Source organism: Nocardioides sp. NPDC051685 (genome assembly GCF_044453405.1).
In the GTDB taxonomy this organism is placed as follows: Bacteria; Actinomycetota; Actinomycetes; order Propionibacteriales; family Nocardioidaceae; genus Nocardioides.
This window is the reverse complement of sequence record NZ_JBITCR010000004.1, coordinates 120,160-144,546: the sequence shown is the minus strand read 5'-3', so window position 1 is coordinate 144,546 and position 24,387 is coordinate 120,160. Positions and strand designations below refer to the sequence as shown.

General features: G+C 69.8%; 23 protein-coding genes. 12 read left to right on the top strand and 11 right to left on the bottom strand.

What is annotated here, in order from left to right; all coding sequences use genetic code 11:
- Positions 1-25 precede the first annotated feature (25 nt).
- From ACIA03_RS13490 to ACIA03_RS13475, 4 genes are all read right to left on the bottom strand, one after another.
- Positions 26-886 (bottom strand): HAD family hydrolase, encoded by an 861-nt coding sequence (locus ACIA03_RS13490; RefSeq protein ID WP_396983164.1) that lies wholly within the window; start codon positions 884-886, stop codon positions 26-28.
- The gene (serS, locus tag ACIA03_RS13485) at positions 883-2,154 is read right to left on the bottom strand and encodes a serine--tRNA ligase (RefSeq protein ID WP_396983163.1); all 1,272 of its coding nucleotides are present in this window, start codon (positions 2,152-2,154) and stop codon (positions 883-885) included. The genes ACIA03_RS13490 and serS overlap by 4 nt, the downstream gene beginning before the upstream one ends.
- A gap of 61 nt (positions 2,155-2,215) precedes the next feature.
- Positions 2,216-4,375, bottom strand: a complete 2,160-nt coding sequence (locus ACIA03_RS13480; protein WP_396983161.1) for a calcium-binding protein — start codon at positions 4,373-4,375, stop codon at positions 2,216-2,218.
- Positions 4,376-4,558: 183 nt separating this feature from the next.
- Positions 4,559-6,772: a calcium-binding protein gene (locus ACIA03_RS13475; protein ID WP_396983159.1), complete on the bottom strand. Its 2,214-nt coding sequence runs from the start codon at positions 6,770-6,772 to the stop codon at positions 4,559-4,561.
- A gap of 159 nt (positions 6,773-6,931) precedes the next feature.
- Between ACIA03_RS13475 and ACIA03_RS13470 the strand changes: the two genes are divergently transcribed.
- Positions 6,932-8,503 carry a YegS/Rv2252/BmrU family lipid kinase gene (locus tag ACIA03_RS13470; protein WP_396983157.1) on the top strand — a complete coding sequence of 524 codons (1,572 nt, stop codon included), beginning with the start codon at positions 6,932-6,934 and terminating at the stop codon, positions 8,501-8,503.
- A gap of 396 nt (positions 8,504-8,899) precedes the next feature.
- On the opposite strand, the gene ACIA03_RS13465 is transcribed toward ACIA03_RS13470, so the two are convergent.
- Positions 8,900-9,310 (bottom strand): DUF4446 family protein, encoded by a 411-nt coding sequence (locus ACIA03_RS13465; RefSeq protein ID WP_396983156.1) that lies wholly within the window; start codon positions 9,308-9,310, stop codon positions 8,900-8,902.
- 24 nt (positions 9,311-9,334) lie between these two features.
- Between ACIA03_RS13465 and ACIA03_RS13460 the strand changes: the two genes are divergently transcribed.
- The 8 genes from ACIA03_RS13460 to ACIA03_RS13425 all read left to right on the top strand — a co-directional run bounded on the left by ACIA03_RS13460 (position 9,335) and on the right by ACIA03_RS13425 (position 16,295).
- A complete protein-coding gene (locus ACIA03_RS13460; protein WP_396983154.1) occupies positions 9,335-10,174 on the top strand; it encodes a prephenate dehydratase in 840 nt (279 codons plus the stop codon).
- 3 nt (positions 10,175-10,177) lie between these two features.
- Entirely contained in the window at positions 10,178-10,855 is a 678-nt protein-coding gene (larB, locus tag ACIA03_RS13455; protein ID WP_396983153.1) for a nickel pincer cofactor biosynthesis protein LarB, read from the top strand.
- On the top strand, positions 10,852-12,060 hold the full coding sequence (gene larC / locus ACIA03_RS13450) for a nickel pincer cofactor biosynthesis protein LarC (protein WP_396983151.1): 1,209 nt from the start codon (positions 10,852-10,854) through the stop codon (positions 12,058-12,060). Before larB ends, larC begins: the two co-directional genes overlap by 4 nt.
- Complete coding sequence (locus ACIA03_RS13445; RefSeq protein WP_396983149.1) at positions 12,060-12,662, top strand: TMEM165/GDT1 family protein; 603 nt, start codon at positions 12,060-12,062, stop codon at positions 12,660-12,662. The genes larC and ACIA03_RS13445 overlap by 1 nt, the downstream gene beginning before the upstream one ends.
- A 25-nt stretch (positions 12,663-12,687) precedes the next feature.
- Positions 12,688-13,887: an arginine deiminase gene (locus tag ACIA03_RS13440; protein WP_396983147.1), complete on the top strand. Its 1,200-nt coding sequence runs from the start codon at positions 12,688-12,690 to the stop codon at positions 13,885-13,887.
- 62 nt (positions 13,888-13,949) lie between these two features.
- Positions 13,950-14,321, top strand: a complete 372-nt coding sequence (locus ACIA03_RS13435) for a cyclic nucleotide-binding domain-containing protein (RefSeq protein WP_045551271.1) — start codon at positions 13,950-13,952, stop codon at positions 14,319-14,321.
- 80 nt (positions 14,322-14,401) lie between these two features.
- Positions 14,402-15,340: an adenylate/guanylate cyclase domain-containing protein gene (locus ACIA03_RS13430; RefSeq protein WP_396983144.1), complete on the top strand. Its 939-nt coding sequence runs from the start codon at positions 14,402-14,404 to the stop codon at positions 15,338-15,340.
- 82 nt (positions 15,341-15,422) lie between these two features.
- Entirely contained in the window at positions 15,423-16,295 is an 873-nt protein-coding gene (locus tag ACIA03_RS13425; RefSeq protein ID WP_396983142.1) for a GyrI-like domain-containing protein, read from the top strand.
- A gap of 97 nt (positions 16,296-16,392) precedes the next feature.
- On the opposite strand, the gene ACIA03_RS13420 is transcribed toward ACIA03_RS13425, so the two are convergent.
- From ACIA03_RS13420 to ACIA03_RS13400, 5 genes are all read right to left on the bottom strand, one after another.
- A complete protein-coding gene (locus ACIA03_RS13420; RefSeq protein ID WP_396983140.1) occupies positions 16,393-17,331 on the bottom strand; it encodes a DUF5926 family protein in 939 nt (312 codons plus the stop codon).
- Between the two features lie 110 nt (positions 17,332-17,441).
- Complete coding sequence (locus ACIA03_RS13415; protein WP_396983138.1) at positions 17,442-18,212, bottom strand: glycerophosphodiester phosphodiesterase; 771 nt, start codon at positions 18,210-18,212, stop codon at positions 17,442-17,444.
- Between the two features lie 65 nt (positions 18,213-18,277).
- On the bottom strand, positions 18,278-18,637 hold the full coding sequence (locus tag ACIA03_RS13410) for a DoxX family protein (protein WP_396983136.1): 360 nt from the start codon (positions 18,635-18,637) through the stop codon (positions 18,278-18,280).
- 66 nt (positions 18,638-18,703) lie between these two features.
- The gene (locus ACIA03_RS13405) at positions 18,704-19,432 is read right to left on the bottom strand and encodes an SDR family NAD(P)-dependent oxidoreductase (RefSeq protein ID WP_396983134.1); all 729 of its coding nucleotides are present in this window, start codon (positions 19,430-19,432) and stop codon (positions 18,704-18,706) included.
- Positions 19,429-20,199: a hypothetical protein gene (locus ACIA03_RS13400; protein WP_396983132.1), complete on the bottom strand. Its 771-nt coding sequence runs from the start codon at positions 20,197-20,199 to the stop codon at positions 19,429-19,431. The genes ACIA03_RS13405 and ACIA03_RS13400 overlap by 4 nt, the downstream gene beginning before the upstream one ends.
- Positions 20,200-20,392: 193 nt before the next feature.
- Here ACIA03_RS13400 and ACIA03_RS13395 point away from each other — a divergent pair, with 193 nt between their 5' ends.
- On the top strand, positions 20,393-21,817 hold the full coding sequence (locus tag ACIA03_RS13395; RefSeq protein ID WP_396983130.1) for a lytic murein transglycosylase: 1,425 nt from the start codon (positions 20,393-20,395) through the stop codon (positions 21,815-21,817).
- Positions 21,818-21,823: 6 nt separating this feature from the next.
- Here ACIA03_RS13395 and ACIA03_RS13390 read toward each other — a convergent pair whose 3' ends face one another.
- A complete protein-coding gene (locus ACIA03_RS13390; protein ID WP_396983128.1) occupies positions 21,824-22,840 on the bottom strand; it encodes an NADP-dependent oxidoreductase in 1,017 nt (338 codons plus the stop codon).
- Between the two features lie 65 nt (positions 22,841-22,905).
- Here ACIA03_RS13390 and ACIA03_RS13385 point away from each other — a divergent pair, with 65 nt between their 5' ends.
- On the top strand, positions 22,906-23,808 hold the full coding sequence (locus ACIA03_RS13385) for an amidohydrolase (protein ID WP_396983126.1): 903 nt from the start codon (positions 22,906-22,908) through the stop codon (positions 23,806-23,808).
- Entirely contained in the window at positions 23,805-24,353 is a 549-nt protein-coding gene (locus tag ACIA03_RS13380; protein WP_396983124.1) for a cysteine dioxygenase, read from the top strand. The genes ACIA03_RS13385 and ACIA03_RS13380 overlap by 4 nt, the downstream gene beginning before the upstream one ends.
- Positions 24,354-24,387: the final 34 nt, after the last annotated feature.

Below are 24,387 nucleotides of genomic sequence, written 5' to 3'. Positions count from 1 at the left end.
CGCCAAGACTCCCAGAACAGCACTTTCAGAACCAGCGGGAGAGTTCCAGCGCCGCGCCGTCGTCGGCGACGTGGGCGGTGACGGCGTCGGCGATCTCCTGGACGACCTCGGGGGCGTTGCCCATGGCGACGCCCCGGCCGGCCCACTCGAGCATCTCGACGTCGTTGCGGCCATCGCCGATGGCGAGTACGTCGGCGGGCTCGAGGTCGAGCTGGTCGCAGACGTAGGCGAGGCCCGATGCCTTGGAGACGCCGACCGGGGTGAGGTCGAGCCATGCGGTGTAGCCGACCACGTAGTCGATGCCGTGCAGGCCGAGGTCACGACCGAGGGCGAGGAAGTCCTCCGGGGTCGCGTCGGGATCGCGGATGATCACGCGGGAGACCGGCTCCGCGACCATCTCCTGGACCGTCGCGATCATGTTCTCGCCGCCACCGAGCTCGCCCTCGGGGAAGGGGCGATTCATTCGATAGCCGACGCCCCGGTTCTCGACCGCGACCAGGACGTTCGGACGCCGCTCCAGGATCTTCTCGACGGCCGCGCGGGCGTCGAACGTCTCCTCGTGCACGACATCCGTGGGCGGGTAGCGAAGCACCACCGCCCCGTTGGACGCGACGATCCACAACCGCTCCGCACCCTCGTCGGGAAGTCCGAGCAGGTCGGCGATCCCGGTCATCGAATGGGCCGAGCGACCGGAGGAGAGCACCACGTGGGCACCGGCGTCGTAGGCCCGGCGGACCGCGTCGCGCACCTTGTCCGAGAGCGCCTCGGAGGTCGTGCCGGTGCCCTCGATCCAGCCCAGCAGGGTGCCGTCGATGTCGAGCGCGACGAGCTTCGGCTGCCAGGCGGCCTCGCCGGGCCGCGCGGTGGCGCTGTCGGTCGTGCTCACTTCTGGATCGGCTCCAGGACCTCGCGACCGAGCCATTTCTGCAGCGCCTTCGGCACGCGCACCGAGCCATCGGCCTGCTGGTGGGTCTCCAGGACGGCGACGATCGCGCGGGTGATCGCGGTCAGCGTGCCGTTGAGCGTGGCGACCGGCGTGGTGCCGTTCTCGGTCCGCTGCCGGATGTCGAGCCGGCGCGCCTGGAAGGTGGTGCAGTTGGACGCCGAGGTGAGCTCGCGGTACTTCCCCTGGGTCGGGATCCACGCCTCGCAGTCGAACTTGCGCAGCGCGCTCGGACCGAGGTCGCCCGCGGCGACGTCGATGACCTGGTAGGCGAGCTCGAGCTTGTCCAGGAACGCCTTCTCCCACTCGAGGAGACGCTGGTGCTCGGCGTACGAATCCTCGACGGTGGTGTAGACGAACATCTCCACCTTCTCGAACTGGTGGACCCGGATGATGCCCTTGGTGTCCTTGCCCGCCGAGCCGGCCTCCTTGCGGAAGCACGACGAGAAGGCGGCGTAGCGCCGCGGGAGCGTGTCGGGATCGAGGATCTCGTCGGCGTGGTAGGCCGCCATCGGCACCTCCGAGGTGCCGACGAGGTAGAGGTCGTCGTCCTCGATCTTGTAGACGCCGTCGTCGACCTGGTCGAGGAAGCCGGTGCCCTCCATCGCCTCCGGGCGCACCAGCGCCGGCGCGATGACCTGGGTGAACCCGGCCTCGCGGGCCTGCTCCATCGCCAGGTTGATCAGCGCGAACTCCAGCTCGGCGCCGACCCCGGTCAGGAAGTAGAAGCGGCTGCCCGAGACCTTGGCGCCGCGCTCGAGGTCGATCGCGCCGAGGAGCTTGCCGAGCTCGACGTGGTCGCGCGGCTCGAAGCCCTCGGCCGCGAAGTCGCGCGGCTCCCCGACCTTCTCGATCAGGACGAAGTCGTCCTCACCGCCGGCCGGAGCGTCGTCGGCGAGGTTGGGGATGGCCTTGAGAGCCTTCTTCCACTCTTCCTCGGCCGCCGTCTGTGCAGCCTCGGCCTCCTTGACGGCGGCCGCGAGGTCCTTCACCTCGGCCAGGAGCTGCTGCTTCTCCTCGCCCTTGGCCTGGGCGACCTTCTTGCCCATCTGCTTCTGCTCGGCCCGCTTGGCCTCGAAGTCCGCGATCGCCGCTCGTCGCACACTGTCCGCGGACAGCGCCCGGTCCACCACGTCGGAGGAAGCGCCACGGCGCTCCTGCGAGGCACGTACGCGGTCGGGGTCTTCGCGGAGGATGCGCGGGTCGATCATGCGGCAAGGCTAGTCGACCGGACCACCAGATCTCATTTCAGTAATTGGTGTCGTGAGCCGTCTAGGGCAACCGGCGTCGGGTCTCGATCGAGCTCCAACGGTCCGAACCGGTGCCGCCGTCGCCGTAGTCGCGGCCGCTGCCGCCGTACAGGCCATCGGATCCGTTGTCGCCGAACAGCCTGTCGTCGCCCGGGCCGCCGTAGATCCTGTCGTTCCCGTCCCGCCCGATCAGTACGTTGCCCAGCGAGTTTCCGGTCAGCACGTCGGCTCGCGTCGTACCGGTCAGGCGCTCGATGCCTCGAAGGCTGTCCCGGCCGGCGCCGGTGGACTGGGGCGCCGTGGTGGCGAGGGAGACGGTCACTCCTGTCGTGTGACCCTCGTACGACACCATGTCGGTGCCGCTTCCGCCGTCGACGCGGTCGGACCCGCCCCCGGGGCGGATGGTGTCGTTGCCACTGCTGCCGAGCAGCACGTTGGCGCCTGCTCCTCCGGTCAACTCGTCCGAGTAGCGGCTTCCGGTGAGGTTCTCGAGCTCCGACATCCGGTCGCTCCCACCGCCACCGGTCGCCTGACCCAGCGTTGCGACGACACCGCTTGTCGCGCCGAGGTACGACACCGTGTCCACTCCGGGGCCGGCCGCCATGCTGTCGTTGCCAGACCCGCCGTCGAGCGAGTCGTTCCCGCTGCCGGCCAGGAGAAGGTCGGCCCCGCCGTTTCCCGCGAGGCGGTCGTTGCCTCCCCCGGATCTCAGTTCGTCATCCCCGTTCCCTCCTGACAAGTAGTCGGCCGCTCCGTCATCGGGCGAGCTGTTGCTGGGATATGCAGTCAGGAAGTCGCGGCCGTCGTTTCCGTACATCGTGTCGGCACCGCGGCCGCCGTACATGATGTCGGTACCCGCCCCGCCATCGAGCCGGTCATTTCCGTCGTAGCCCGACATCTCGTTTCGGCCGGCACCACCTCGGAGAACGTCGTTCCCGGGAGATCCCAAGATGCTGTCATCACCCGATCCACCGTCGATCGTCGCCTTGGCTCCGATCCTCGCGTCGAGATCGTCGTTGCCCTCGCCTCCGATCAGCACGTCCACGCCCGCGCCGCTGCCGACATAGTCCCGGCCCGCCGCCCCGTCGACTCGATCGTCACCTGGACCAGCGGCGACATCGTCATCGCCGTCGCCGGCATGAACCTGGTCGTTCCCTGTGCCTGCTGACACGGAGTCGGTTCCGAGGCCCGTATCGATCCGATCCGAACCATCCCCTGCCCATACGTCGTCGTCGCCATCGCCGGTGTCGATCTGGTCATCGCCCACGCCCCCGTCGACGCCGTCGTCACCGGAACCGGTGTCGACGACATCGTTGCCGTCACCGGTCGCTATCCCATCTGCTTGCGGGCCGCCATGTACGACATCGTCGCCGGCACCTGTATCCAGGTGGGAGTACTGGCACGCCACCGTGACGGTGTCATCACCGTCCGCGGTGTACAGGCGGATGAAGCTCGTCCCCTGGCTGCTGATCACATCATCGAAGGCCGTCGCATAGACGGTGTCCACACCCACGACCTTGGCTTCCACGCCGCCAGAACGGAGTGCGCCCGTCGTCAGGTTGTAGTCAACGGCCGCCGGCAGGTTCGTCAGCTGCAGCTCGTACCCACCCCAACTGACCGAGTCGGCGATGTCGTACGCCGCCAGATCGCCCGACACGCGCACGATGTCATCGCCGGTCTCGGGTCGGATGAAGTCGGGGCCTTCCGTACGGGAGATCCAGTCGGCACCGGATCCGCCGTAGATGTGGTCGGCCCCGGGCGCGATCTCCGGGTCCGTGGCATACCCGTCGCCCCAGATGTTGTCGTCCCCACCCCCGGCATGGAGAGTGTCGTCGCCCGCCCCACCGATGAGATCGTCCTGCGAGTTGCTCCCGAACATCACGTCGTCACCCGGACCACCTTCGAGATGTGCGTGGTCGTCACCGGCGCGAAGCAGATCGTTGCCGGCGCCGCCCGTGATCCTACGGTTGCTGTAACCAGGCGCGACACAGATGAGGTCGTCGCCGCCGAGCGCGTCCACCGCCGGGCCTTCACCCGAAGGAACCCAGACCACATCCGGTCCCTCCGTAGGCGAAGCTCCCGCGCTCAGGTCGACCGTCACCGGCTGCCCGTCGCAGGTCAGGTCCTCGGCATGAGCAGGTGCCACACCGACGCCAAGGCCGACGAGGCTGGCGGCGGTCATCAGAGCAACCGACACACAGGAGAACCAGGAAGCACGCATGAGCGTCTCGATCCACGAGAAGTGAACGTGCCGCTCCCGGACGTGGCACCTAGCAACGCGAAGCTAACACCGGTCGCGCAGCCTCGCTGTCGGATTGAGAAACAACACGGTGACCAGATCCTCAGGTCCCCTCACGGAGACCGTCTACGGAATCCGTACGCGCCGCTCGACCGACGAGCTCGTGTCGCTGCCGGTCCCGCCGTCGCCGTAGTCGCGACCGTAGCCACCGACGAGCCGGTCGTTGCCGGAGTGCCCGTAGAGGGAGTCGTTGCCCGAACCTCCCTCGATCCGGTCCGAACCACCGAGACCGACAAGCTTGTTGGCTCCGCTGTTGCCCTTCAGGACGTCGGCGTAGTTCGTGCCGGTCAGTCGCTCGAACGTCAGCAGGCGATCCGCTCCCGCGCCCGTCGACTGCACCGAGGTCGTGTTGAGCGCGACCTTCACCCCGTTGCGTACGTTCGAGTACGCGACGGTGTCGGTGCCCGAGCCACCCTCCGCGCGGTCGTTGCCGAGGCCCGGAAGGATCGTGTCGTTGCCGCCACCACCGAGGAGCACGTTGGCGCCGCCGTCGCCGGTGAGGCGGTCGGAGTAGGGGCTGCCCTTGAGGTTCTGCATCCCGGCGAACGTGTCGGTTCCGGCACCTCCGGTCGCACGGGACATGCTCGCGGTCACAGGGTTGTCGGCGGTCGCATAGGACGCCGTGTCGATGCCGGTCCCGCCGTTCAGCGAGTCGTCGCCGGCGTTGCCCGCGAGCAGATCGTCGCCGCTGTCACCGCGAAGGGAGTCGGTGTTGTTTCCGCCCTCCAGCGTGTCGTTGCCGTTGCCACCCTCGATCGAGTCGTTGCCCGCGTCGCCCTTCAGACGGTCGTTGCCGCCTCCGCCGAGGACTCGGTCGTTCCCCGCCTCACCGATGACAGTGTCCGCGCCCTCGCCGGCGCTCACGGTGTCATTGCCTGGACCGGCCTCTACCGTGTCGTTTCCGTCCCCGGCGTCGATGCTGTCAGCGGATCCGACAGTCGGGCTGTAGTGGTCCTCGTCGCCATAGATCTTGTCAGCTTCAGCCTTGCCGTGGATCGAGTCGAGGCCCGGACCACCGATCAGCTCGTCCTTGCCGGCGCCGCCTTCGATCACGTCGTTACCGGCGCCGCCCCTGACGTAGTTGGACTCTGCGGCTCCGTAGATCTTGTCGTCACCCGCGTCACCGTTGGCGGAGAGCGACGAGGATCCCCCGTAGATCGTGTCGTTGCCGTTGCCGCCGTTGGCGTCGCCACCGATCGCCCCGACACGAATCGTGTCGCTGCCGTCACCGCCGTAGGCAGCCGAGCTCATGCTGCCGTCGAGAGTGATCGCGTCGTCCCCGAGCCCGCCGAACACTCGTGCGGCACCTTCTCCGTTGCTCAGAGTGTCGTTGCCGTCGTCGCCGCTGATCAGGTCCAGGGCGCCATAAGGGCCGCCGGTCATCGTGTCGTTCCCACCGCCACCCCACAACTCGTCGTAGTCGCTGGACCCGCCACTCCGATTGCCGAGGAAGGTGTCGGCGCCGTCGCCACCATGGACGACGTCGTCGCCGGCACCGTCGTTGAGCGTGTCGTTCCCGGCTCCGGCGTCGATCCGATCGTTCCCGTACGAAGCATCGATGATGTCGTCGCCACTCGTGCCGGCAATGACGTCCGCATAGTTCGTCGCGGTAACCGACTCGAATCCCACAGCCGTCGCGCCCCAGTTCGAGGTGCCTGCGGCCATGTCGAGGTCGATAGCTGCGCCGGAACCGCCGAGGTAGAAGACATCGATGGCGCCGTCGTCCGACCCGCCGTCGAGGACGTCGCCCTCGGAGCTCCCCGCCTCGGCGTGGATACGGTCCGCTCCCGGCCCTCCATAGGCAACGTCAGCGCCGTCCCCGGAACTCGCGGACGGCCTCAGGAGGTCGTTGCCTGCGCCACCGTAGATCGAGTCGCTGCCGCCTTCGCCATAGATGATGTCGCTGGCATCGCCGCCGTAGACGATGTCATTACCCGCACCGCCGCGCATGACGTCGTATCGCGACCCGGCGTTGCTGTGGATGACGTCGTCGCCGGCGTCTCCGTAGATGGTCCCGACACTGGAGGTCTCGCGCATACAGATGACGTCGGCTCCGCCCAACGCGTGCACGCTGCTGTTGAGGCCTTCCGCGAGCACGATCACGTCATCCCCCTCGGTGGGCACCTGACCCTCGACGGCGAGGTCGACGGTGACGGGCTTGCCGCCGCACTCGCCTTCCGCTGCAGCTGCCGAGCCGGCGAGGAGGCCACCGACGCCGAGGGCGACGGCGGGGACCGAGAGGAGCCCGAGGAGGGCGTACGAGGACACGCGAGAGCGCATGAGAGAGACCTCACAACGATGAAGGACCGAGGGATGCCGGCGCCGACCCGAATCATGCGCGGGGAGTGAAAGATAGCGCTTACAACCACGCTCTGCCTCGGGTTTTGACCGGCTCGTTCATTCACTGTGTGGAAGACGTATCGCGCATACTGACTCACCGTGCTTGACCTTTCTCGCCGCGCCCTGCTGCTGTGGGCCGCCTCGCTGTTCGCTCTGTGCGCCCTGATCGGGATCGCGGGGATCAACGCGTGGCCGCCGGTCTCGACGATCGACGAGCTCGGCCGCGACGCGGCGGCGGTGACGGCGGAGCACCGCTGGATGCTCGACTTCTGGCACGTCGTCGAGGTGGTCACCGAGTGGTATCTCGCGGTCGGGGTCGCCATTCTGGTGGCTGGCGGTCTGGTCCGCACCTACCTGCGCGCGGCGGTCTACGTGTTCGGTGTCGTGGTGGTCACCCTGCTCGTACGCCGCGGGCTGGTGCTGCTCGTCGACCGCGACCGGCCGGAGTGGCAGCTGACGCAGTGGCTGCACGACTCGCCGGCGTACCCCTCCGGTCACGCGACCGGGGCCGCGGTGCTGGCGGGTGTGATCGCGGTGGTCGTGACGATGTTCGTACGCCGCCGCGGCATCCGCCGCCTGGCCTACACGGGCCTCACCCTGCTGGTCGTGCTCGTCGCCGCCGACCGGGTCTTCCTCGGTCGCCACTATCCCTCCGACGTGCTCGGCGGGATCGCCTTCGCGGCGGGTTTCGTCTTCCTCGGCATGGCGATCTACACACCGCTGCCCGCCTCCCAGGCAGTGGGGCGGCGGCCGCTGGTGGACTCGGTGCGCGGCAACCGGAGGATCGCGGTCGTCCTCAACCCGATCAAGGTCGAGTCGGTCGATCAGTTCAAGACCATGGTCACCACGATGGCCAAGGAGTCCGGCTGGAAGACCCCGACCTGGCACCTGACCACGGTCGACGACCCCGGCCGGGGGATGGCGCGCGCCGCCCAGGAGGAGGGTGCCGATCTGGTGCTCGTCTGCGGCGGCGACGGCACCGTGCGCGAGGTCTGCTCGGCCCTCGCCGGCACCGGGATCGCGATCGGGATCGTCCCCGGCGGCACCGGCAACCTGCTCGCCCGCAACCTGTCGATCCCGCTCTACATCCGCGCCGCGATCGACGTGGCGCTCACCGGTCAGGACCAGGCGATCGACCTGGTCGAGGTCACGGGCGACAACCTCGAGGACACCAACTTCCTGGTCATGGCCGGGATGGGCTTCGACGCCGCGATCATGAGCGGCGTCAACGAGGACATCAAGAAGCGGATCGGCTGGATGGCGTACGTCCTCTCCGCCTTCAAGAGCCTGATGTTCCCGGCGATGCGGCTGGAGATCTCCATCGACGGCGGCGAGTTCACCAAGCACCGGGCGCGCACGGTGGTGGTCGGCAACGTCGGCTACCTCCAGGCGAACATGCCGCTGCTCCCGGCGGCCGCGCTCGACGACGGGCTCGTCGACGTGGTGCTGCTCTATCCGCAGCGGTTCTGGTCGTGGCTCCCGCTCGCGATCCGGGTGCTGAGCAAGCGGCCGCGCACCGACGATCTGGTCAACCGGATGACCGGCGCCAGCGTCGTGATCCGCACCAATCACGACCAGCCGCGCCAGCTCGACGGCGACACCATCTCGGAGGGCCGAGAGCTGCGCATGCAGTGCCTTCCCGGACGCCTGCTCGTCCGCGTGCCACGCTGAAGCACGGTCCCGATTCGGTCCCGAATCTGAACGACACGCAGCCAAGGAAAAAGTCCCAAGAATCAGGGCCTAAAGTCCCGGTTCAAGCGTATTTTGAGCGTACTTCGGACCTAATTTTGTGTCGTCGCGAGGCGACTCGCGGAGATAGATGCCTTGTCCATCAGTAAATGTTCATAAGGTGTCTGACACGACTCGGCGTGAGCTGAGTCGGCGTCTCCTGCCGGGCTCAAGCCTGACTCCGGCCGGCGACGTGGCAAGACACACACTGGTCGGAAATCCCCCGCGACCAGTGTTCGACTCCCGGGCCGTCCCACCCGCAGCCCGGGTTACAAACCGGCACGCTCGGAACGGTTCCCCCGCCACGCCCGAGCGTGCCGGCGTCGATTTCGCCCCGGATCAGGTCCTGGGCTTCGCCTGCTGGACGGCCTCGGTCTCCTCGGGCGACATCAGCTGGGAGGACTTCCAGCCGCTGATGCTCTTCGCGTACGACCTCGCCTCGGTGCGACCGTGGATCGAGGTGAGCACCACGCCGTCGCCGTTGTCGTCGAGCAGGGCCAGACACCAGCTCAGGTGGCCGCCGGCGTCGCCGAACGCGTCGAAGCGCACCACCGCGAGATGGCGCAGGTTCATCGCCGACTCGGCGCGCAGGGCGGCGACCTCGGCGCGCAGACCGGCGACGTCGGTCGGCAGCGACTCGACGGCGGCGGGGTCGGGGCGGCGTACGTCCTTCGTCTTGTGCCAGGCCGCTCCGGCGAGGACCAGGGCGGCGACAGCTGTCAGCAGACTGAGAATGGCAAGAGCGAGCACAACGGGCGAATCTAGACTGTTGCTGTGTCCGAGCCACATCGCATCGCCTATCAGGGCGAACCAGGGTCCAACTCACACATGGTCTGCCAACGGCACTACCCCGAGCTGGAGTCGGTGCCGTGCGCCTCGTTCGAGGACGTCTTTGCGACCGTCGAGGCAGGTGAGGCGTCGCTGGCGATGATCCCGATCGACAACTCCCTGGCCGGCCGGGTGGCCGACATCCACCACTTCCTCCCCGAGTCCAACCTGCACATCATCGCCGAGCACTACCTCCGGATCCGGTTCCACCTGCTCGGCCTTCCGGGCGCCCATCTCGACGACATCCGTACGGTCCACTCCCACGTCCACGCGCTGGGCCAGTGCCGCAACATCATCCGCGAGCACGGCTTCACGCCGGTCGTCTCCGGTGACACCGCCGGTGCCGCCCGCGAGGTGATCGAGGCCGGCGACCCCACGATGGCCGCGATCTCACCGCCGCTGGCCGCCTCGATCTACGGACTGGACGTCCTCGCCACCGACATCGAGGACGCCGACCACAACACCACCCGCTTCGTGGTGCTCTCGCCCGACTTCATCCAGGCTCCCGCCGACAACGGTCCGGTGGTGACCTCGTTCATCTTCAACGTACGCAACCTCCCGGCGGCCCTCTACAAGGCGCTCGGCGGCTTCGCGACCAACGGCGTGAACATGACCAAGCTGGAGTCCTACATGGTGGACGGGAAGTTCACCGCGACCCAGTTCCTCGCCGAGGTCGACGGCCACCCCGACCATCCGGGACTGAAGCGGGCCCTGGAGGAGCTCGCCTTCTTCACCACCGATGTGAAGCTGCTGGGCGTCTACCCCGCCGACCCGGCCCGGCTCTGATCGATGGCGCCGGAAGAACCGACCGCCCATCTCGGGTTCGCCCGCGTCGACCTCGATCGCGAGCGGCGCACGGGTGACCCCGAGGTCGTGTACGCCGACGGCAAGACCCCCGAGCATGTCGTCGCGATCCTGGCCCGGCTGCACGAGGCGCACCCCACGCGCGCGGTCCTGGCCACCCGCGCCTCCGCCGAGGCGGCGGCCGCGGTCGCGGCCGAGCTGCCGTCGGCGGTCCACGATGCCGAGGCCCGTGCCGTCACGCTCGGTCCGCTGCCGACCCCGCAGGGCCGGGTCTGCGTCGTGGCCGCCGGGACCTCCGACGGGCCGGTCGCGGCCGAGGCCGCGCTGACCTGCCGGGTCCACGGCGCCGGGGTCGAGCGGATCACCGACGTCGGTGTCGCCGGGATCCACCGCCTGATGGCCGTGCGCGAGCGGCTCGATGCCGCCGACTGCCTCATCGTCGTCGCCGGGATGGAGGGCGCGCTGCCCTCGGTCGTCGGCGGTCTGGTGGGGGTGCCGATGATCGCGGTGCCGACGTCCGTCGGCTACGGCGCCTCGTTCGGCGGGCTGGCCGCGCTGCTGGCGATGCTCAACTCGTGTGCTCCCGGGGTGACCGTGGTCAACATCGACAACGGCTACGGGGCCGGGGTGGCGGCGGCACGGATCGCGCGGCGGGCTCGATGAGTGTCGTCTGGGTCGATGCGTCGGCCGGGGCGTCCGGGGACATGCTGCTCGGGGCGTTGGTCGATTCGGGCGTACCGATCTCCGTGATCGCCGCGGCGGTCGATGCGGTCGCCCCCGAGCCGGTGGATCTCGCCGCCGAACAGGTGCGGCGCGGCGCGCTCGCCGCGACCCGGTGCCATGTCTCGATCGCCGACTCCGCGCATCACCGCACCTGGACCGACGTCCGTGCGCTGCTCACCGGCGCCGACCTGGACGAGGCGGTGCGCGACCTGGCGCTGGAGGTCTTCGAGCGGCTGGCGGTCGCCGAGGGGGCGGTCCACGGGATCTCGCCCGACGACGTCCACTTCCACGAGGTCGGTGCGCTGGACGCGATCGCCGACGTGGTCGGTGTCTGTGCGGGGTTCGTCCACCTGGGTGCCTCCGACGTCGTGGTCTCCCCGGTCGCGGTCGGGTCGGGCTCGGTCCGGGCCGCCCACGGGACCCTGCCCGTGCCGCCGCCGGCCGTGGCGCGGCTGCTCACCGGCGTACCTTCCTTCGCGGGGCCTCCCGGGCATCCGTCGATGGAGATGTGCACGCCGACCGGTGCTGCCCTGCTCACCACCCTTGCCACCTCATGGGGCGACCAGCCGCTGATGGTGACGAACGCGGTCGGTGCCGGCGCCGGCGGCAGGGACCCGGAGGGCTGGTCGAACATCCTCCGCCTGCTGATCGGTGAGGCGGCGCAGCCGCCCGCGGCAGAGGTCATCATCGAGGCCAACATCGACGACCTGGAGGGCCGGCTGATCCCGGGGGCGCTCGACGCGCTCCTCGCCGCCGGGGCACGAGACGCCTGGGTCACGCCGATCCTGATGAAGAAGGGCCGCCCGGCCTACACGCTCCACGCCCTCACTCCTCCCGCCGCCGCCGACGCGGTCCGGCGGGTGTTCTTCCGGGAGACCTCGACGATCGGCGTACGCGAGCACGAGGTCGTCAAGCACGCCCTGCCCCGCGAGATGCTGACCGTGACCGTCGGCGGGCACCCGATCGCCGTCAAGGCCGCCCGCCTCGACGGCGAGGTCGTCAACCTGCAGCCCGAGTGGGACGACGTCGCGCGCGCCGCCGCCGCGCTCGGGCGGCCGGCGATCGACGTACTCGCCGAGGCCAAGGCAGCCCTCGCCGAGGCGGGGATGAAGGCCGGACGTGAAGAACGGGAGCGGAAACCCTGATGGACATCACCATCGTCGCGCTGGCCTTCGCCGCGATCTTCGTCGTCGAGCTGCCGGACAAGACGTTCCTGGCGACGCTGGTGCTGTCGACGAAGTACCGCCCGTTCTTCGTGTGGCTCGGGGTGGGGGCGGCGTTCGCGGTCCAGACGCTCATCGCCGTGGCGGTCGGCGGCGTGGCGACGCTCCTCCCGGCCACCCTGATCCACGTCATCGCCGCCATCCTCTTCCTCGCCGGAGCGGTGCTGCTCCTCGTCGAGGGACGCCGTCACCACGGCATCGCGAGCGAGGAGGACGCCAGCGAGTTCGCCGAGAAGGCCAAGGACGTACGCGGCTTCCGCCAGGTCCTGGCCAGCTTCATGGTCCTCTTCGCGGCCGAGTGGGGCGACCTCTCCCAGCTGCTGAGCGTCTCGCTGGTGGCCCGCTACCACGAGCCGGTCTCGGTCTTCATCGGCTCCTGGGCCGCGCTGCTCACCGTTTCGGGGCTCGCGGTGCTGCTGGGACGTACGCTGCTCCGGTTCATCAAGCTGCACGTCCTGCACTACCTCGGAGCCCTCGTCTGCCTCGTACTGGGCATCCTGACCTTGGTCGAGGTGTTCGCCTGAGCGACGGTCGCCTAGGCTGCCCGGCATGGTAGAACTTGGCGCCGACAGCGAGGTCGGACGACTGCGTACGGTAATGCTCCACCGACCCGGCCGGGAGCTGACCCGGCTGACGCCGCGCAACAACGACAAGCTGCTCTTCGACGGCATTCCGTGGGTGAAGCGGGCACAGGACGAGCACGACGCCTTCGCGGCCGCGCTGCGCGATCGCGACGTCGAGGTGCTCTATCTGACCGACCTGCTCACCGAGACCCTCGAGGTGCCCGAGGCGCGCGAGCGGGCGCTTCGCGAGGTCCTCTCGTCGCTGACGATCGGCGACACGCTTCGCGACTACCTGAGCGGTTTCCTCGCCGACGCCGGGCCGGCCGAGCTGACCGACCACCTGACCGCCGGCATCCGCAACGACGAGGTGCGCGGCGGCCATGGCCTGGTGACCAGCCTGCTCGCCCACGACGACTTCCTGATCGACCCGCTCCCCAACCTGCTCTTCACCCGCGACTCGTCGGTGTGGATCCGGGACCGCGCGACCGTGACGAGCCTGGCGATGCCGGCCCGCAAGCGCGAGACCGCGCTCACCGAGCTGATCTACCAGTTCCACCCGCGCTTCCGGGGCAGCCCGCGGCTGCACGGCTCCCACCTGGAGCACGTCGAGGGTGGCGACGTACTCCTCCTCGCTCCCGGTGTCGTCGCGGTCGGTGTCGGCGAGCGCACCACCCCCGCCGGTGCGGAGCGGCTCGCGCGGCAGGTCTTCGCCGAGGACCTCGCCCACACCGTGCTCGCGGTGCCGATCGCCCAGGAGCGGGCGACGATGCACCTGGACACGATCGCCACGCTGGTGAACACCGACAAGATGGTGATCTACCCGAACGCGGTCGACTCGCTGGTGGCGTACGCCGTCACCCCCGCGGGCGAGGACGGCCGGCTGAACATCGCGGCCCCGCGCCCGTTCCTCGAGGTCGCGGCCGAGGCGATGGGCATCGACAAGCTCCACCACGTCGACACCGGTCTCGACCCGGTCGCCGCCGAGCGCGAGCAGTGGGACGACGGCAACAACACCCTGGCACTGGCGCCGGGCGTGGTGGTGGGCTATGAACGGAACACCCAGACCAACGAAGCGCTGGAGGCCGCCGGGATCGAGGTCATCGCGATCGCCGGCTCCGAGCTGGGCTCCGGCCGGGGCGGCCCGCGATGCATGAGCTGCCCGATCACCCGAGACTCGCTGGGATAACTCGCCAGTAGGAAAGTCGTTGTCCTTGTGACCGTCCCCACAGCCGACCGAAGGAAAACCTCGTGACCGAGTCGTTCTTCTCCATGTTCACACCCAAGGAGATCGCGCACATCAGCGCCACCGGCACCCGCGTGCACCTGCCGGAGGGCTGGTCGCCGATCTGGGAGGACACCCCGCCGGACAAGGCCTACATCATCCTCGACGGCACCGTCTCGGTCCGCCGGGACAAGGAGGAGATCGCCCAGTGCGGTCCCGGTGACATCATCGGCGAGGCGGCGATCATGCGGGGATCGCTGCGTACGGCCTCCATCGTCGCCCTCACGCCGCTCGACCTGATCCACCTCAGCGCCGACAAGCTGCAGCAGCTCTCCGTCGAGATGCCGTCGTTCGCCAAGGCGCTGGACAAGGTCGCCAAGGACAGGTTCGGCTCCTGACCCTCGACGACCAGACCGAGGAGGACATCGGCCAGGGCCGCACCCGGGAGGCCGACATCGAGCTGACCGAGGCGCTGGCCGTGGTCGAGTCCTTCGTCCTCGGCCAGACGCCCACGCTGACCCGCGCCGATGTGGCGGGTGCGGTCGGCGTGCCCATGGAGGTCGCCGAAGACCTCTGGCACCACCTCGGCTTCCCGCATGCGGGCGAGGACGAGATCGCGTTCACCGAGGCCGACGTCGAGGCGCTGCGGATGACGCAGGAGCTCGTACGCCTCGGGGTGCTCAGCGAGGACCGGCAGGCCGCGCTCGTACGGACCTGGGGGCGGTCCTACGCGCGCCTGGCCGAGTGGCAGACGTCGCTGCTCGCTGAGGTCGCCCGCGAGCGGGGCGGCGACGAGGTCGAGGACCTGGTCGCGCTGAGCGCGCAGGTGCTGCCGCTGGTCGAGTCGCTGCAGGACTACGTCTGGCGACGTCACCTGGTCAGCGCGGCGCGGCGGATGCTCACCGTCGCGGACGCCTCCGCGGTGCCGCTGGCGGTCGGCTTCCTCGACATCGTCGGCTACACCGCCCGCTCCAAGCGGCTCAGCGACAAGGAGCTGGTCGACTGGGTCGAGGAGTTCGAGGACACCTGCTCCGACGTCGTCGTCGAGCACGGCGGACGGGTGATCAAATACCTCGGCGACGGGGTGTTCTTCACCTTCGAGGACGTCTCCGCCGCCGCTCGGACGGCCCTGGACCTGGCCGCCCTCGGGGAAGACCGCGACAGCGCGTTCCCGCACGTCAGGGCCGGGATCTCCTACGGCGACGTGGTGCTCAGGCTCGGCGACGTCTTCGGCCCCACGGTCAACATCGCGGCCCGCCTCACGACCGTCGCCCGGCCCTCCTCGGTGGTCGTCGACGAGAACGCGGCAGCCGCGCTCGAAGGCATCGACGGCTTCCAGGTCGAGAAGATGCGGCGTACGAGCGTGAAGGGCTACTCCCGCCTGCAGGCGTTCCGGCTGCGGTCCCGAACCGACTGAACCCGCCCGACCGAACCGGGCCAGGAAAGTCGGGCCCGGTGAGGTGCTCCCGAGCCAGGCTTGGTGGTGAAAGGAGGACCCCATGATCGGCACGCTCAACACCCTGGTCGACCTGGTCGAGACAGAGCTCGGCAACGGGCTCACCGGCGAGATCGACGTGGCTCGGGTCGCCCGCGACCACGGCACCACGGAGTATCACCTGCGCCGGATGTTCTCGGCCCTGGCCGGGATGCCGCTGTCCGAGTACGTACGCCGCCGCCGGATGACCCTGGCCGCGGCCGACCTGGTGGCCGGCGCCCCTGACCTTCTGGAGGTCGCGGTGCGCTACGGCTACGGCTCGACCGAGGCGTTCGGGCGCGCGTTCCGTGCGGTGCACGGAACAGCTCCCGCCGACGTACGCCGATCGGGTGGTCCGCTACGCACACAACCCACGCTGAGGTTCCGCCTGAGCGTCGAAGGGAGCACCCCGATGGACGTCACCATCAACGACATGCCCGAGCTGCGACTGGTCGGGCACGCCACGAAGGTCCCGCTGATCTACGAAGGCGTGAATCCACACATCCAGGCACACATCGCCTCTCTGGCGCCCGAGGATCATGCCCGGCTCAAGTCTCTCAACGACATGGATCCGCGCGGTATCCTCGCCGTCACCGACTCCCCGTCGCCGGATGCGCCCGAGAGATCGATGATCACCTATCTGCACGGCGTCGCGGTCACGTCGTCGGCACCGGTGCCGGAGGAGCTGGATGCCATCACCGTGCCCGCCGGCTCCTGGGCGGTCTTCTCCTCCAGCGGCCCGCACCCGGAGGCGCTGCAGCAGCTCTGGGCCGCGACCGCGACCGACTGGTTCCCGTCGAACCCCTGGCGGCTCCGCCCAGGGCCCTCGATCCTGCGCTACCTCGAGCTCACCGAGACGTACGCGTCGTGTGAGCTGTGGTTGCCGGTCGAGCGGTGAATGTTCACCGAGGTAACTCGGTGAACGGTCACTCCCCTCGCGGAACTCCGCGAAGGAGGTGAGTGCTGACCGAGGTACCTCGGTCAGCATCCAACCCTCAGCGGATGGTGACCTGCCGGTTGGCGAGCCCGGCGCGGGCGGAGCGGACCTCGGGGGTGATCTCGGACTCGTCGGCGAGGGCCTCGTCGAGCAGCTTCTTGAACGCCACCGCGGGCTCCTCGAGCGCCTCGGCGCCGGTGCCGACCGGCACGTCCCAGACGGGGGCGAGCAGACCGTGGGCACGGAACATGCCGACGAAACGGGCGTCGGGGACGATCACGTCGTCACCTGCCACGTGCAGCCGCGCGAGCGCGGTCAGCAGGGCGTCCTCGGGCTCGGGCATGACCCAGCGCAGGTGTTCCTTGGAGCCGACCGAGGTCCAGTACGCAGCCTCGACCGAGGTCAGTCGCTCGGTCGGCAGCACCGACTCGTTGGCGTGCTCGAGCGCGTGCTCGAAGTCGCCCTTGTCCTCGACGTCGGCGAGCCACCAGTCGAAGCCCTCGTGGACGGTGACGTCGAGCGAGGAGTTGGTGATCAGGTCCTGCAGCCGCGGCCCGTCGCCCGGGGCGGAAGGGAGGCCGAAGATGCCGGACTCGCCCGCGGCACGCGCCTCCAGCGCCTGGAGCAGCGCCGCAGCCACGTCACGCGACACGTCCCCGTAGTTGTGCTGCACCTGCAGCCCGGCCCAGACCTCGCCCGAGTCGCGCGACATCGCCGGCGCGGCGCCGGGCAGCAGGGTGCCGAGCGTGACCGGGGTCGACTCGAAGCCCTTCACCTGTAGCGACACCGTCGCCGAGGGCACCAGCTCGCGCAGCGCGACCAGGTCGCACTCACCGGGCAGGCCCTCGAACGGGCGCCCCACGAAGGCGCCGCCGGCGGCACCGTGGCACGCCTTGTAGCGCTTGCCGGACCCGCACGGGCAGGCCGCGCGCGGGTTGGGACCGTCCGTCGGGGCCGCAGCCGCCTGACGGTTCTTGACTCGGGACTTCTTGGCCACGGCCAAACCCTAACCTGCCGGGGCTCGGTCACCTGTAACACGTCGTTCGTAGGACTATTCGCCCGTTCAGAACGACCGGATAGTCCTACGAACAGCGTGTTACACCGGGCTCAACGGCCGAGCAGCTCCAACATGAACCCCGGACGGTCGGTGATGACCGCCTTGACCCCGAGGTCGAGGCAGAGCTTGAGCTGCTCCTCGGTGTTGACGGTGTAGACGTGGAGGTTGCGGCCCTTCGACGCCAGCCGTCGCGCGAGCTTGGGGTGGGCGGTGAGCATGTCGATCCCGGCGCCGAGCCACCAGTCGGGACCGATCGCGTGCCGCACGAGCGACCAGTTGGCGGCGCGGTCGATGAGCTGGACCAGAGGTACGCCCGGAGCCAGCCGCTCCACCCGCTGCAGCGCCGTGAACGAGAAGCTCATCACCCGCACCGGGCTGCCCGGCCCCGCCCAGCCGAAGTCGTTGAGGACGTCGACCAGCCGGCCCTCGGTCAGCCCGCCGTAGCGGGTCGGGTGCTTGGTCTCGATCGCCATCTCGACGCGCCGGTCATAGTCCCGCACGACCTTCAGCAGCCGGTGGAGCGTGAGCACGCCCCGCTTGTCCCGGTCGGGCGCCTCGTCCTCGCCGTCCCAGAACCCGTTCTTCCACGCCGCGAAGTCGATCGCCTGCAGCTCGGCGAGGGTCATCTCCGAGACCAGCCCGCGGGCGCCGATCCGGCGCAGGTGCCGGTCATGGACACAGACGAGGTGCCCGTCCATGGTCAGGCGTACGTCGCACTCCAACGCGTCCGCGCCCGCGTCGAGGGCCGCGACGTACGCAGCCAGGGTGTGCTCGGCGATCTCATGACTGGCGCCGCGATGCGCGACCACCTGGGGCCTCATGAGGAGATTGTGGGCCATCAGGCGAGCCGCGTCTCGCGACACGAGCGAGAAGTGACCAACGCCGCCTACAACGGCAGGATCTCCAGGCGACCGAACGCGACGAACGCCGCCAGTCCCCAGAAGACGAGGTCACCGTAGAAGGCACTCCATTCCCGGCGGATGATGCGAGTGGTCGCCGCGCCGGTCATGAGCAGCACCAGGCCGAGAGCGGCGAGCGGCACCAGCCACGTCGCGACCCCGGTCACGGCGGGCAGGACCAGCCCGGCGGCCGCGAGCACCTTCATCACGCCGATGACCTTGAGGGAGCCGTCGGGGAAGTCGTCGGCGTAGCGCCACCCGTCGAACGTGTTGCGGAACCTCTCCTTCGAGAGCACCAGCATCGCCACACCGCCGGCCAGGAACCCGGCAGCCAGAAAGATCGTCACAATCCACAAGATGATGTTCATGCCATCTGAGACGACGGACTCCGTCCGGTTGTGACATCAGGGGCGTCACCGCCCGCCGGTCACCCGCAGCGTCGTCGCGGTGACGTACGCAGCCTTGTCGCTCATCAGCCAGGCGACCGCCTCGGCGACCTCATCGGGTGAGGACGCGCGGCCGAGCGGGATCTGGGGCGCCATCCGCTCGATCCGGCCGGGGTCGCCGGTGTTGGCGTGCATGTCGGTCTCGGTGAGCCCGGGGGCGACCGCGACGACCCGGATGCCGCGCGAGGCGACCTCGAGGCCGAGGCCCTTGGTGAGCGCGTCGATCCCGGCCTTCGCGGCGGCGTAGTGGACGTACTCACCCGGCGACCCCAGCGTCGCGGCGCCCGAGGAGATGTTCACGATGACCCCGCCCTCGGTGAGCGCGGACACCGCCGCCCGGGCGACCAGCGTGGGACCGACCAGGTTGACGTCGTACGTCCTCCGGATCTCGTCGGCAGGGGTCTCGACCAGGGGCGCGTAGCGGTAGGTCGCGCCGGCGTTGTTGACCACGCCGGTGAGCGGGCCGGCGGCCTCGAAGAGCGAGGCGATCCCGGCGTCGGTGGTGATGTCCGCGCTTACGATCTCGCAGGAGACCCCGAGCGCCCGGACCTCGTCACGCGTCGCCGCGGCAGAGGCCTCGTCGGACAGGTAGCCGAGGACGAGCGAGTGGCCGTCGGCGGCCAGCCGATGAGCGATGGCGGCGCCGATGCCGCGGGTGCCTCCGGTGATGAGGGTGCCCAGAGATCTGTCTTTCACACCCGAAGGGTGTCACGCAGCTTCCACGCCACCGACGCCAGTGCCAGGACGCCGGCGAGCGCCCAGCCGGCGGGATAGTGCACCGCGGGCTCGTTCCAGCGCTCGTGGAAGTAGACCAGGTGCGAGGAGAGCAGCCTGGCATCGACCGAGCGGCCCTCCTGGATGAGTACGCCGATGGCCACCAGCACCGTCAGCAGCGTCTGCATCGCCCAGCCCAGGATCCAGGCCGGCACCCAGGCGACGACATCGACGGCGCGGCGTACGGACGTCACGAGCACGGTCACCAGGACAGCCGCCAGCAGCGCGTCGATGACCGACGACGACAGCTCACCGGGGAGCATCCCGTCGAGCCAGAGAGGTACGCAGACGGCCGGCGCGGCCAGCATCGGCGCCCGCAGCACGCACGGTCCGAGGCTCGCGGCGATCCCGGCGGCGAGACCGGCGACCGTCGTGATCGCGGCGATCGCGATCAGATGGGTCAGCATCGACGGGTTGGTCGCCGCCGGCCCCGCGGCGAAGGTCAGCCCCAGGACGGCGGCGCCCACGACCCCGGCGGCGGCAAGGGTTGCGCTCAGCAGCCGGCGGTCCGGACGCAGCCCGGCAGCGAGCCCACCGAGCGCGGCGGCGAGCAGCGTGAACGAGACCAGCTCGGCGACCATCGGGGCCAGCAGGAGCGGCTGAGGCTGGACCAGCTGCGGAAGGAACCCGAAGCCCCAACCCGCGGCCGAGACCAGCGGAACCATCCACAGACGCGTCCGTTCAGTCATGTCGACCACGGTGACAGGCGCAAGGTGAGACCAGGCGGCGAACCGGGGAACACCAGCCCAACGTCAGGTGGCCCGACCGTTGACGCTCGTCACCGCGGCGACCCGATTTTTTATTGCCGGGCGCGGAAATGGAATACCTGGGTAGGCTCATGGAGCGGACACGTACCCCACGCGTGGAAGAGGTGAGAGCGGCATGACCAGAGCACCCCGGAAATTCTGGGCCAGAAGCATCAGCACAGCGGCACTGACCAGCCTCGGGCCTCGGGCCGTTGCCGCCGTCGCACTGACCGCTGCCTTCGCCGTCATGGCCCCGAACGAGGGCAGCCTCGACACCGGTCATCAGCAGCCCGAGCTGCCCGACCCGGGTTCGCTGCAGGATCCCCTGGGCATCGCCAACGGCCTGGGCGGCGTGAAGAACCTGACCCCGACCGACGCCGTGAAGCTGGCCTCCAACGCCGAGGAGCTGTCGATCCCGCCGGTCGCCCTGGCTGCCTACCAGCGCTCGGCCACCGTGCTCAACGAGGCCGACGCCTCCTGCCGCCTCGACTGGGCGCTGATCGCCGCGATCGGCATGGTCGAGAGCAACCACGGCCGCATCAGTGGCAGCGAGCTCGACTCCAACGGACTCGCCCTCCCCGCGATCATCGGCCCGCAGCTCAACGGCGCCGGCAGCTACGCGGCCATCCGCGACACCGACAACGGCCTCTACGACCATGACACCGTCTACGACCACGCGGTCGGCCCGATGCAGTTCATCCCGTCGACCTGGACCATCGCGGGCGCCGATGGTGACGGCGACAACCGCCGCGACCCCCAGGACGTCGACGACGCCGCCGTCGCCACCGCGGCCTTCCTGTGCGCCGGCACCGAGGACGTCAGCACCGACTCCGGCGCCAACGCCGCGGTCTACCGCTACAACCAGAGCGATACGTACGTCGAGGCAGTGCTCAAGATCGCCAACCAGTACCGCAACGGGGAGTTCCCGGGCTCGCCGAGCGTGGACGGTGGCTCCATCTCCGCGAAGCGGCCCCCCGTGTCCGCCCTGCCGCGCACCTCGAACACCGTCGCACCGAAGTCGGACGACAAGGCCGCCACCGACGGCGTCACCAAGACCGCGGTTGCCGACCCGCCCGCGGACTCGAGCGCCAACGAGCCCGACCCGTCGACGGACCCGAGCACCGACCCCAGCACCGACCCCAGCACGGACCCCAGCACGGACCCCAGCACGGACCCCAGCACGGACCCGAGCACCGATCCCAGCACCGACCCGAGCACGGACCCCAGCACCACCCCCAGCGAGCCGGTCGACCCGACCCCGACGCCCACCGACGCCGCGACGGCGGCGACCCTCGCCGAGCCCTGCGACGCGGCTGCGATCGCGGTCTACGGGGATACCTTCGAGCTCGACGACAAGACCACCTACGACGCGGTGATCGCCAACTGCATCGCGACGTTCGAGCCCGGGACCACCCTGCCCACGGACCTCGCGATCAGGGAGCACCTCCGCACCCTCTACGGCACCCCAGAGTTCCCCACCCTCGAGGAGCCTGCGCCGGAGGCGACTGCCCCCGACGAGACGGTCACGGAGGAGTCCCCGACCGCCTCGCCGACGGCGTGAGCCCGGTCAGCCGACCTCGACCACCGTCTTGCCGAAGTTCTGACCCCGGAGCATCCGGTTGAACGCGGCGGGCGCGTTCTCGAGCCCCTCGGTGATGTCCTCGCGGTAGCGGAGCCTGCCCTCGGCCAGCCAGCCGGTCGCCTCGGCGAGGAAGGTCCGCTCGTGGTCTCGGACGAACTCGGTCTGGATGAAACCCCTGATCAGCAGCGACTTGGTGAGCACCTGACGCATCAGCCCGGGCGCCCGGTCGGGCCCCTCGGGCGCGGTGGTGTCGTTGTAGTGGGCGACGAGCCCGCAGACCGGAACCCGGGCGTAGGTGTTCAGCAGCGGCAGCACCGCGTCCCACACGTGCCCCCCGACGTTCTCGAAGTAGACGTCGATCCCGTCGGGCACCGCCGTCTTCAGCTGCTCCCTGAAGTCGGGCGCGCGGTGGTCCAGAGCGGCGTCGAAGCCGAGCTCTGTCAGATGGGCGACCTTCTCCGGCCCGCCCGCGATCCCCACTGCCCGGCACCCGAGGATCTTCGCGATCTGCCCGACCGTGGCGCCCACCGGGCCGGTCGCGGCCGCGACCACGACGGTCTCGCCGGGCTTCGGACGGCCGATCTGGGTCAGCCCCGCATACGCCGTGAACCCCGGCATCCCCAGCACGCCCAGCGCGGTGGAGACCGGCGCGACGGACGGGTCGAGGCGACGGGTGTGGCTCGCCGGTGCGACCGAGAAGGACTGCCAGCCGCCGTACGCCAGCACGACGTCACCCACCTGCCGCGACGGATCCCGCGACTCGACCACCTCGGCGACCGTGGCGCCGGGCAGCACGTCGCCCAGCGCGGTCGGCGCTGCGTACGAGGGCGCATCGCTCATCCGGCCACGCATGTAGGGGTCGAGCGAGAGGAATTTCGTACGCAGCAGCACCTCTCCCTCCGCGGGCGACGGCACCTCGGAGTCGACGATCGAGAAGTCCTCGGCGGTCGGCTCGCCGACCGGGCGGGCGCGGAGCAGGATCTGGGTGTTCGTGTCGGTCATGCGGCCATGGTGCCTCACCGGCGGGCAGGCTTGCTTAATCACAACTAATCTTATTGACTTAACCCATGAAGCGCCCGGTCGACCTCCACCAGCACCTGTGGCCGCCGGCACTGATCGAGGAGCTGCGCGGTCGTCGGCAGCCTCCGTACCTCGACGGCTGGGTGCTCCATCTCGACGGCGAGCCGCCCTACGCCGTCGATCCCGCGGACCACGATCTCACCCATCGCGCGGCACAGGAGGACGGGCTCGTACTGCTGTCCCTCTCCAGCCCGTTGGGGATCGAGTCGCTCTCCCCGGACGAGGCGCGCGGCTTGCTCGATGCCTGGCACGGCTTCGCCGACGACCTGCCCGCCGACTACGGGCTGTGGGCGGCCCCGGGGCTGGTCGAGCCCGATCTCGACGGGCTCACAAAGACCCTCGCCCACGACCGCATCCACGGCCTCCAGGTGCCGGCGACGGCCCTGGCGGCCCCATCGGCCCTCGAGGCCCTGGCCCCGGTGCTCGCCACCGCCCAGCAGGCCGACCTACCCGTCCTGGTGCACCCAGGCCCCACCGCCCCCCAGGCGGACGTCGTGCCCGGCTGGTGGCCGGCGCTGACCTCGTACGTCGCCCAGCAGAGCGCCGCATGGCACGCCTGGCACGTCGCGGGACGGTCGCTGCTGCCGACCCTGCGGATCGCCTTCGTGGGGCTGGCCGGGCTGGCTCCGCTCCACCACGAGCGCCTCGCCCAGCGCGGCGGCCACCTCGGCGCGATCGACCGGCACGTCTACTACGAGACCTCGTCCTACGGCACCCAGGCGATCGACGCGATGTCGCGCGTGGTCGGTGTCGACCCGCTGGTCAACGGCTCGGATCGGCCGTACGCCGAGCCGACCGACCCCGGCCTCGGCCTCGGCCTCGGGGAGGCCCTGAGCCGGGCGATCCTCGTCGCCAACCCACACCATCTGCTCACCGGAGGAGACCGATGACCATCGCCGAACCGACCGTCGCTGCGCCCACCGTGGACAGCGTCCTGAGCGCCGCGGACCTGCCCGCTCTGCCGGGCCGCACCCTCACGCCCGGTGAGCTCCGCGCCTGGGTCGACGAGCTCGCCGCGCACCCCGAACGGTGGGAGCACCTGCTGCGCCACGACACCGGCGGGCGCCACTACGTCTCGCTCTACCGCGACAAGGACATCGACGTCTGGCTGCTGTGCTGGAACACCGTCGACGACACCGGCTGGCACGACCACGACATCTCCTCGGGCGCGGTCGCGGTGACGCACGGAGCGGTCGTCGAGCAGCAGCCGAGGTTCGGCGGCGAGCCCATGCAACGGGAGATCGGCGCGGGTCGCAGCTTCGGCTTCGGACCCGACCACATCCACCGGATGAGCGGCGCAGTCGACGGCTCGGCCTCGATCCACGCCTACTCGCCGCCGCTGTGGCGGATGGGGCAGTACGCGATCAGCGACGACGGCGTGATGCGCCGCGTCTCCGTCTCCTACGCCGACGAGCTGCGTCCGCTGGAGGAGTGAGCCACCCCTGCCGCGGCGACATCTCGGGTGCCGT

Bases quoted from the DNA above. Each gene is read 5' to 3' on its own strand.
- ACIA03_RS13480 (WP_396983161.1), bottom strand. From the start codon at position 4,375: ATGACCGCCGCCAGCCTCGTCGGCCTTGGCGTCGGTGTGGCACCTGCT.
- ACIA03_RS13425 (WP_396983142.1), top strand. From the start codon at position 15,423: ATGATCGGCACGCTCAACACCCTGGTCGACCTGGTCGAGACAGAGCTC.
- ACIA03_RS13390 (WP_396983128.1), bottom strand. From the start codon at position 22,840: ATGACCGACACGAACACCCAGATCCTGCTCCGCGCCCGCCCGGTCGGC.
- ACIA03_RS13400 (WP_396983132.1), bottom strand. From the start codon at position 20,199: ATGACTGAACGGACGCGTCTGTGGATGGTTCCGCTGGTCTCGGCCGCG.
- ACIA03_RS13380 (WP_396983124.1), top strand. From the start codon at position 23,805: ATGACCATCGCCGAACCGACCGTCGCTGCGCCCACCGTGGACAGCGTC.
- ACIA03_RS13440 (WP_396983147.1), top strand. From the start codon at position 12,688: ATGGTAGAACTTGGCGCCGACAGCGAGGTCGGACGACTGCGTACGGTA.
- ACIA03_RS13415 (WP_396983138.1), bottom strand. From the start codon at position 18,212: ATGAGGCCCCAGGTGGTCGCGCATCGCGGCGCCAGTCATGAGATCGCC.
- ACIA03_RS13445 (WP_396983149.1), top strand. From the start codon at position 12,060: ATGGACATCACCATCGTCGCGCTGGCCTTCGCCGCGATCTTCGTCGTC.
- serS (WP_396983163.1), bottom strand. From the start codon at position 2,154: ATGATCGACCCGCGCATCCTCCGCGAAGACCCCGACCGCGTACGTGCC.
- ACIA03_RS13395 (WP_396983130.1), top strand. From the start codon at position 20,393: ATGACCAGAGCACCCCGGAAATTCTGGGCCAGAAGCATCAGCACAGCG.
- ACIA03_RS13475 (WP_396983159.1), bottom strand. From the start codon at position 6,772: ATGCGCTCTCGCGTGTCCTCGTACGCCCTCCTCGGGCTCCTCTCGGTC.
- larB (WP_396983153.1), top strand. From the start codon at position 10,178: ATGGCGCCGGAAGAACCGACCGCCCATCTCGGGTTCGCCCGCGTCGAC.
- larC (WP_396983151.1), top strand. From the start codon at position 10,852: ATGAGTGTCGTCTGGGTCGATGCGTCGGCCGGGGCGTCCGGGGACATG.
- ACIA03_RS13385 (WP_396983126.1), top strand. From the start codon at position 22,906: ATGAAGCGCCCGGTCGACCTCCACCAGCACCTGTGGCCGCCGGCACTG.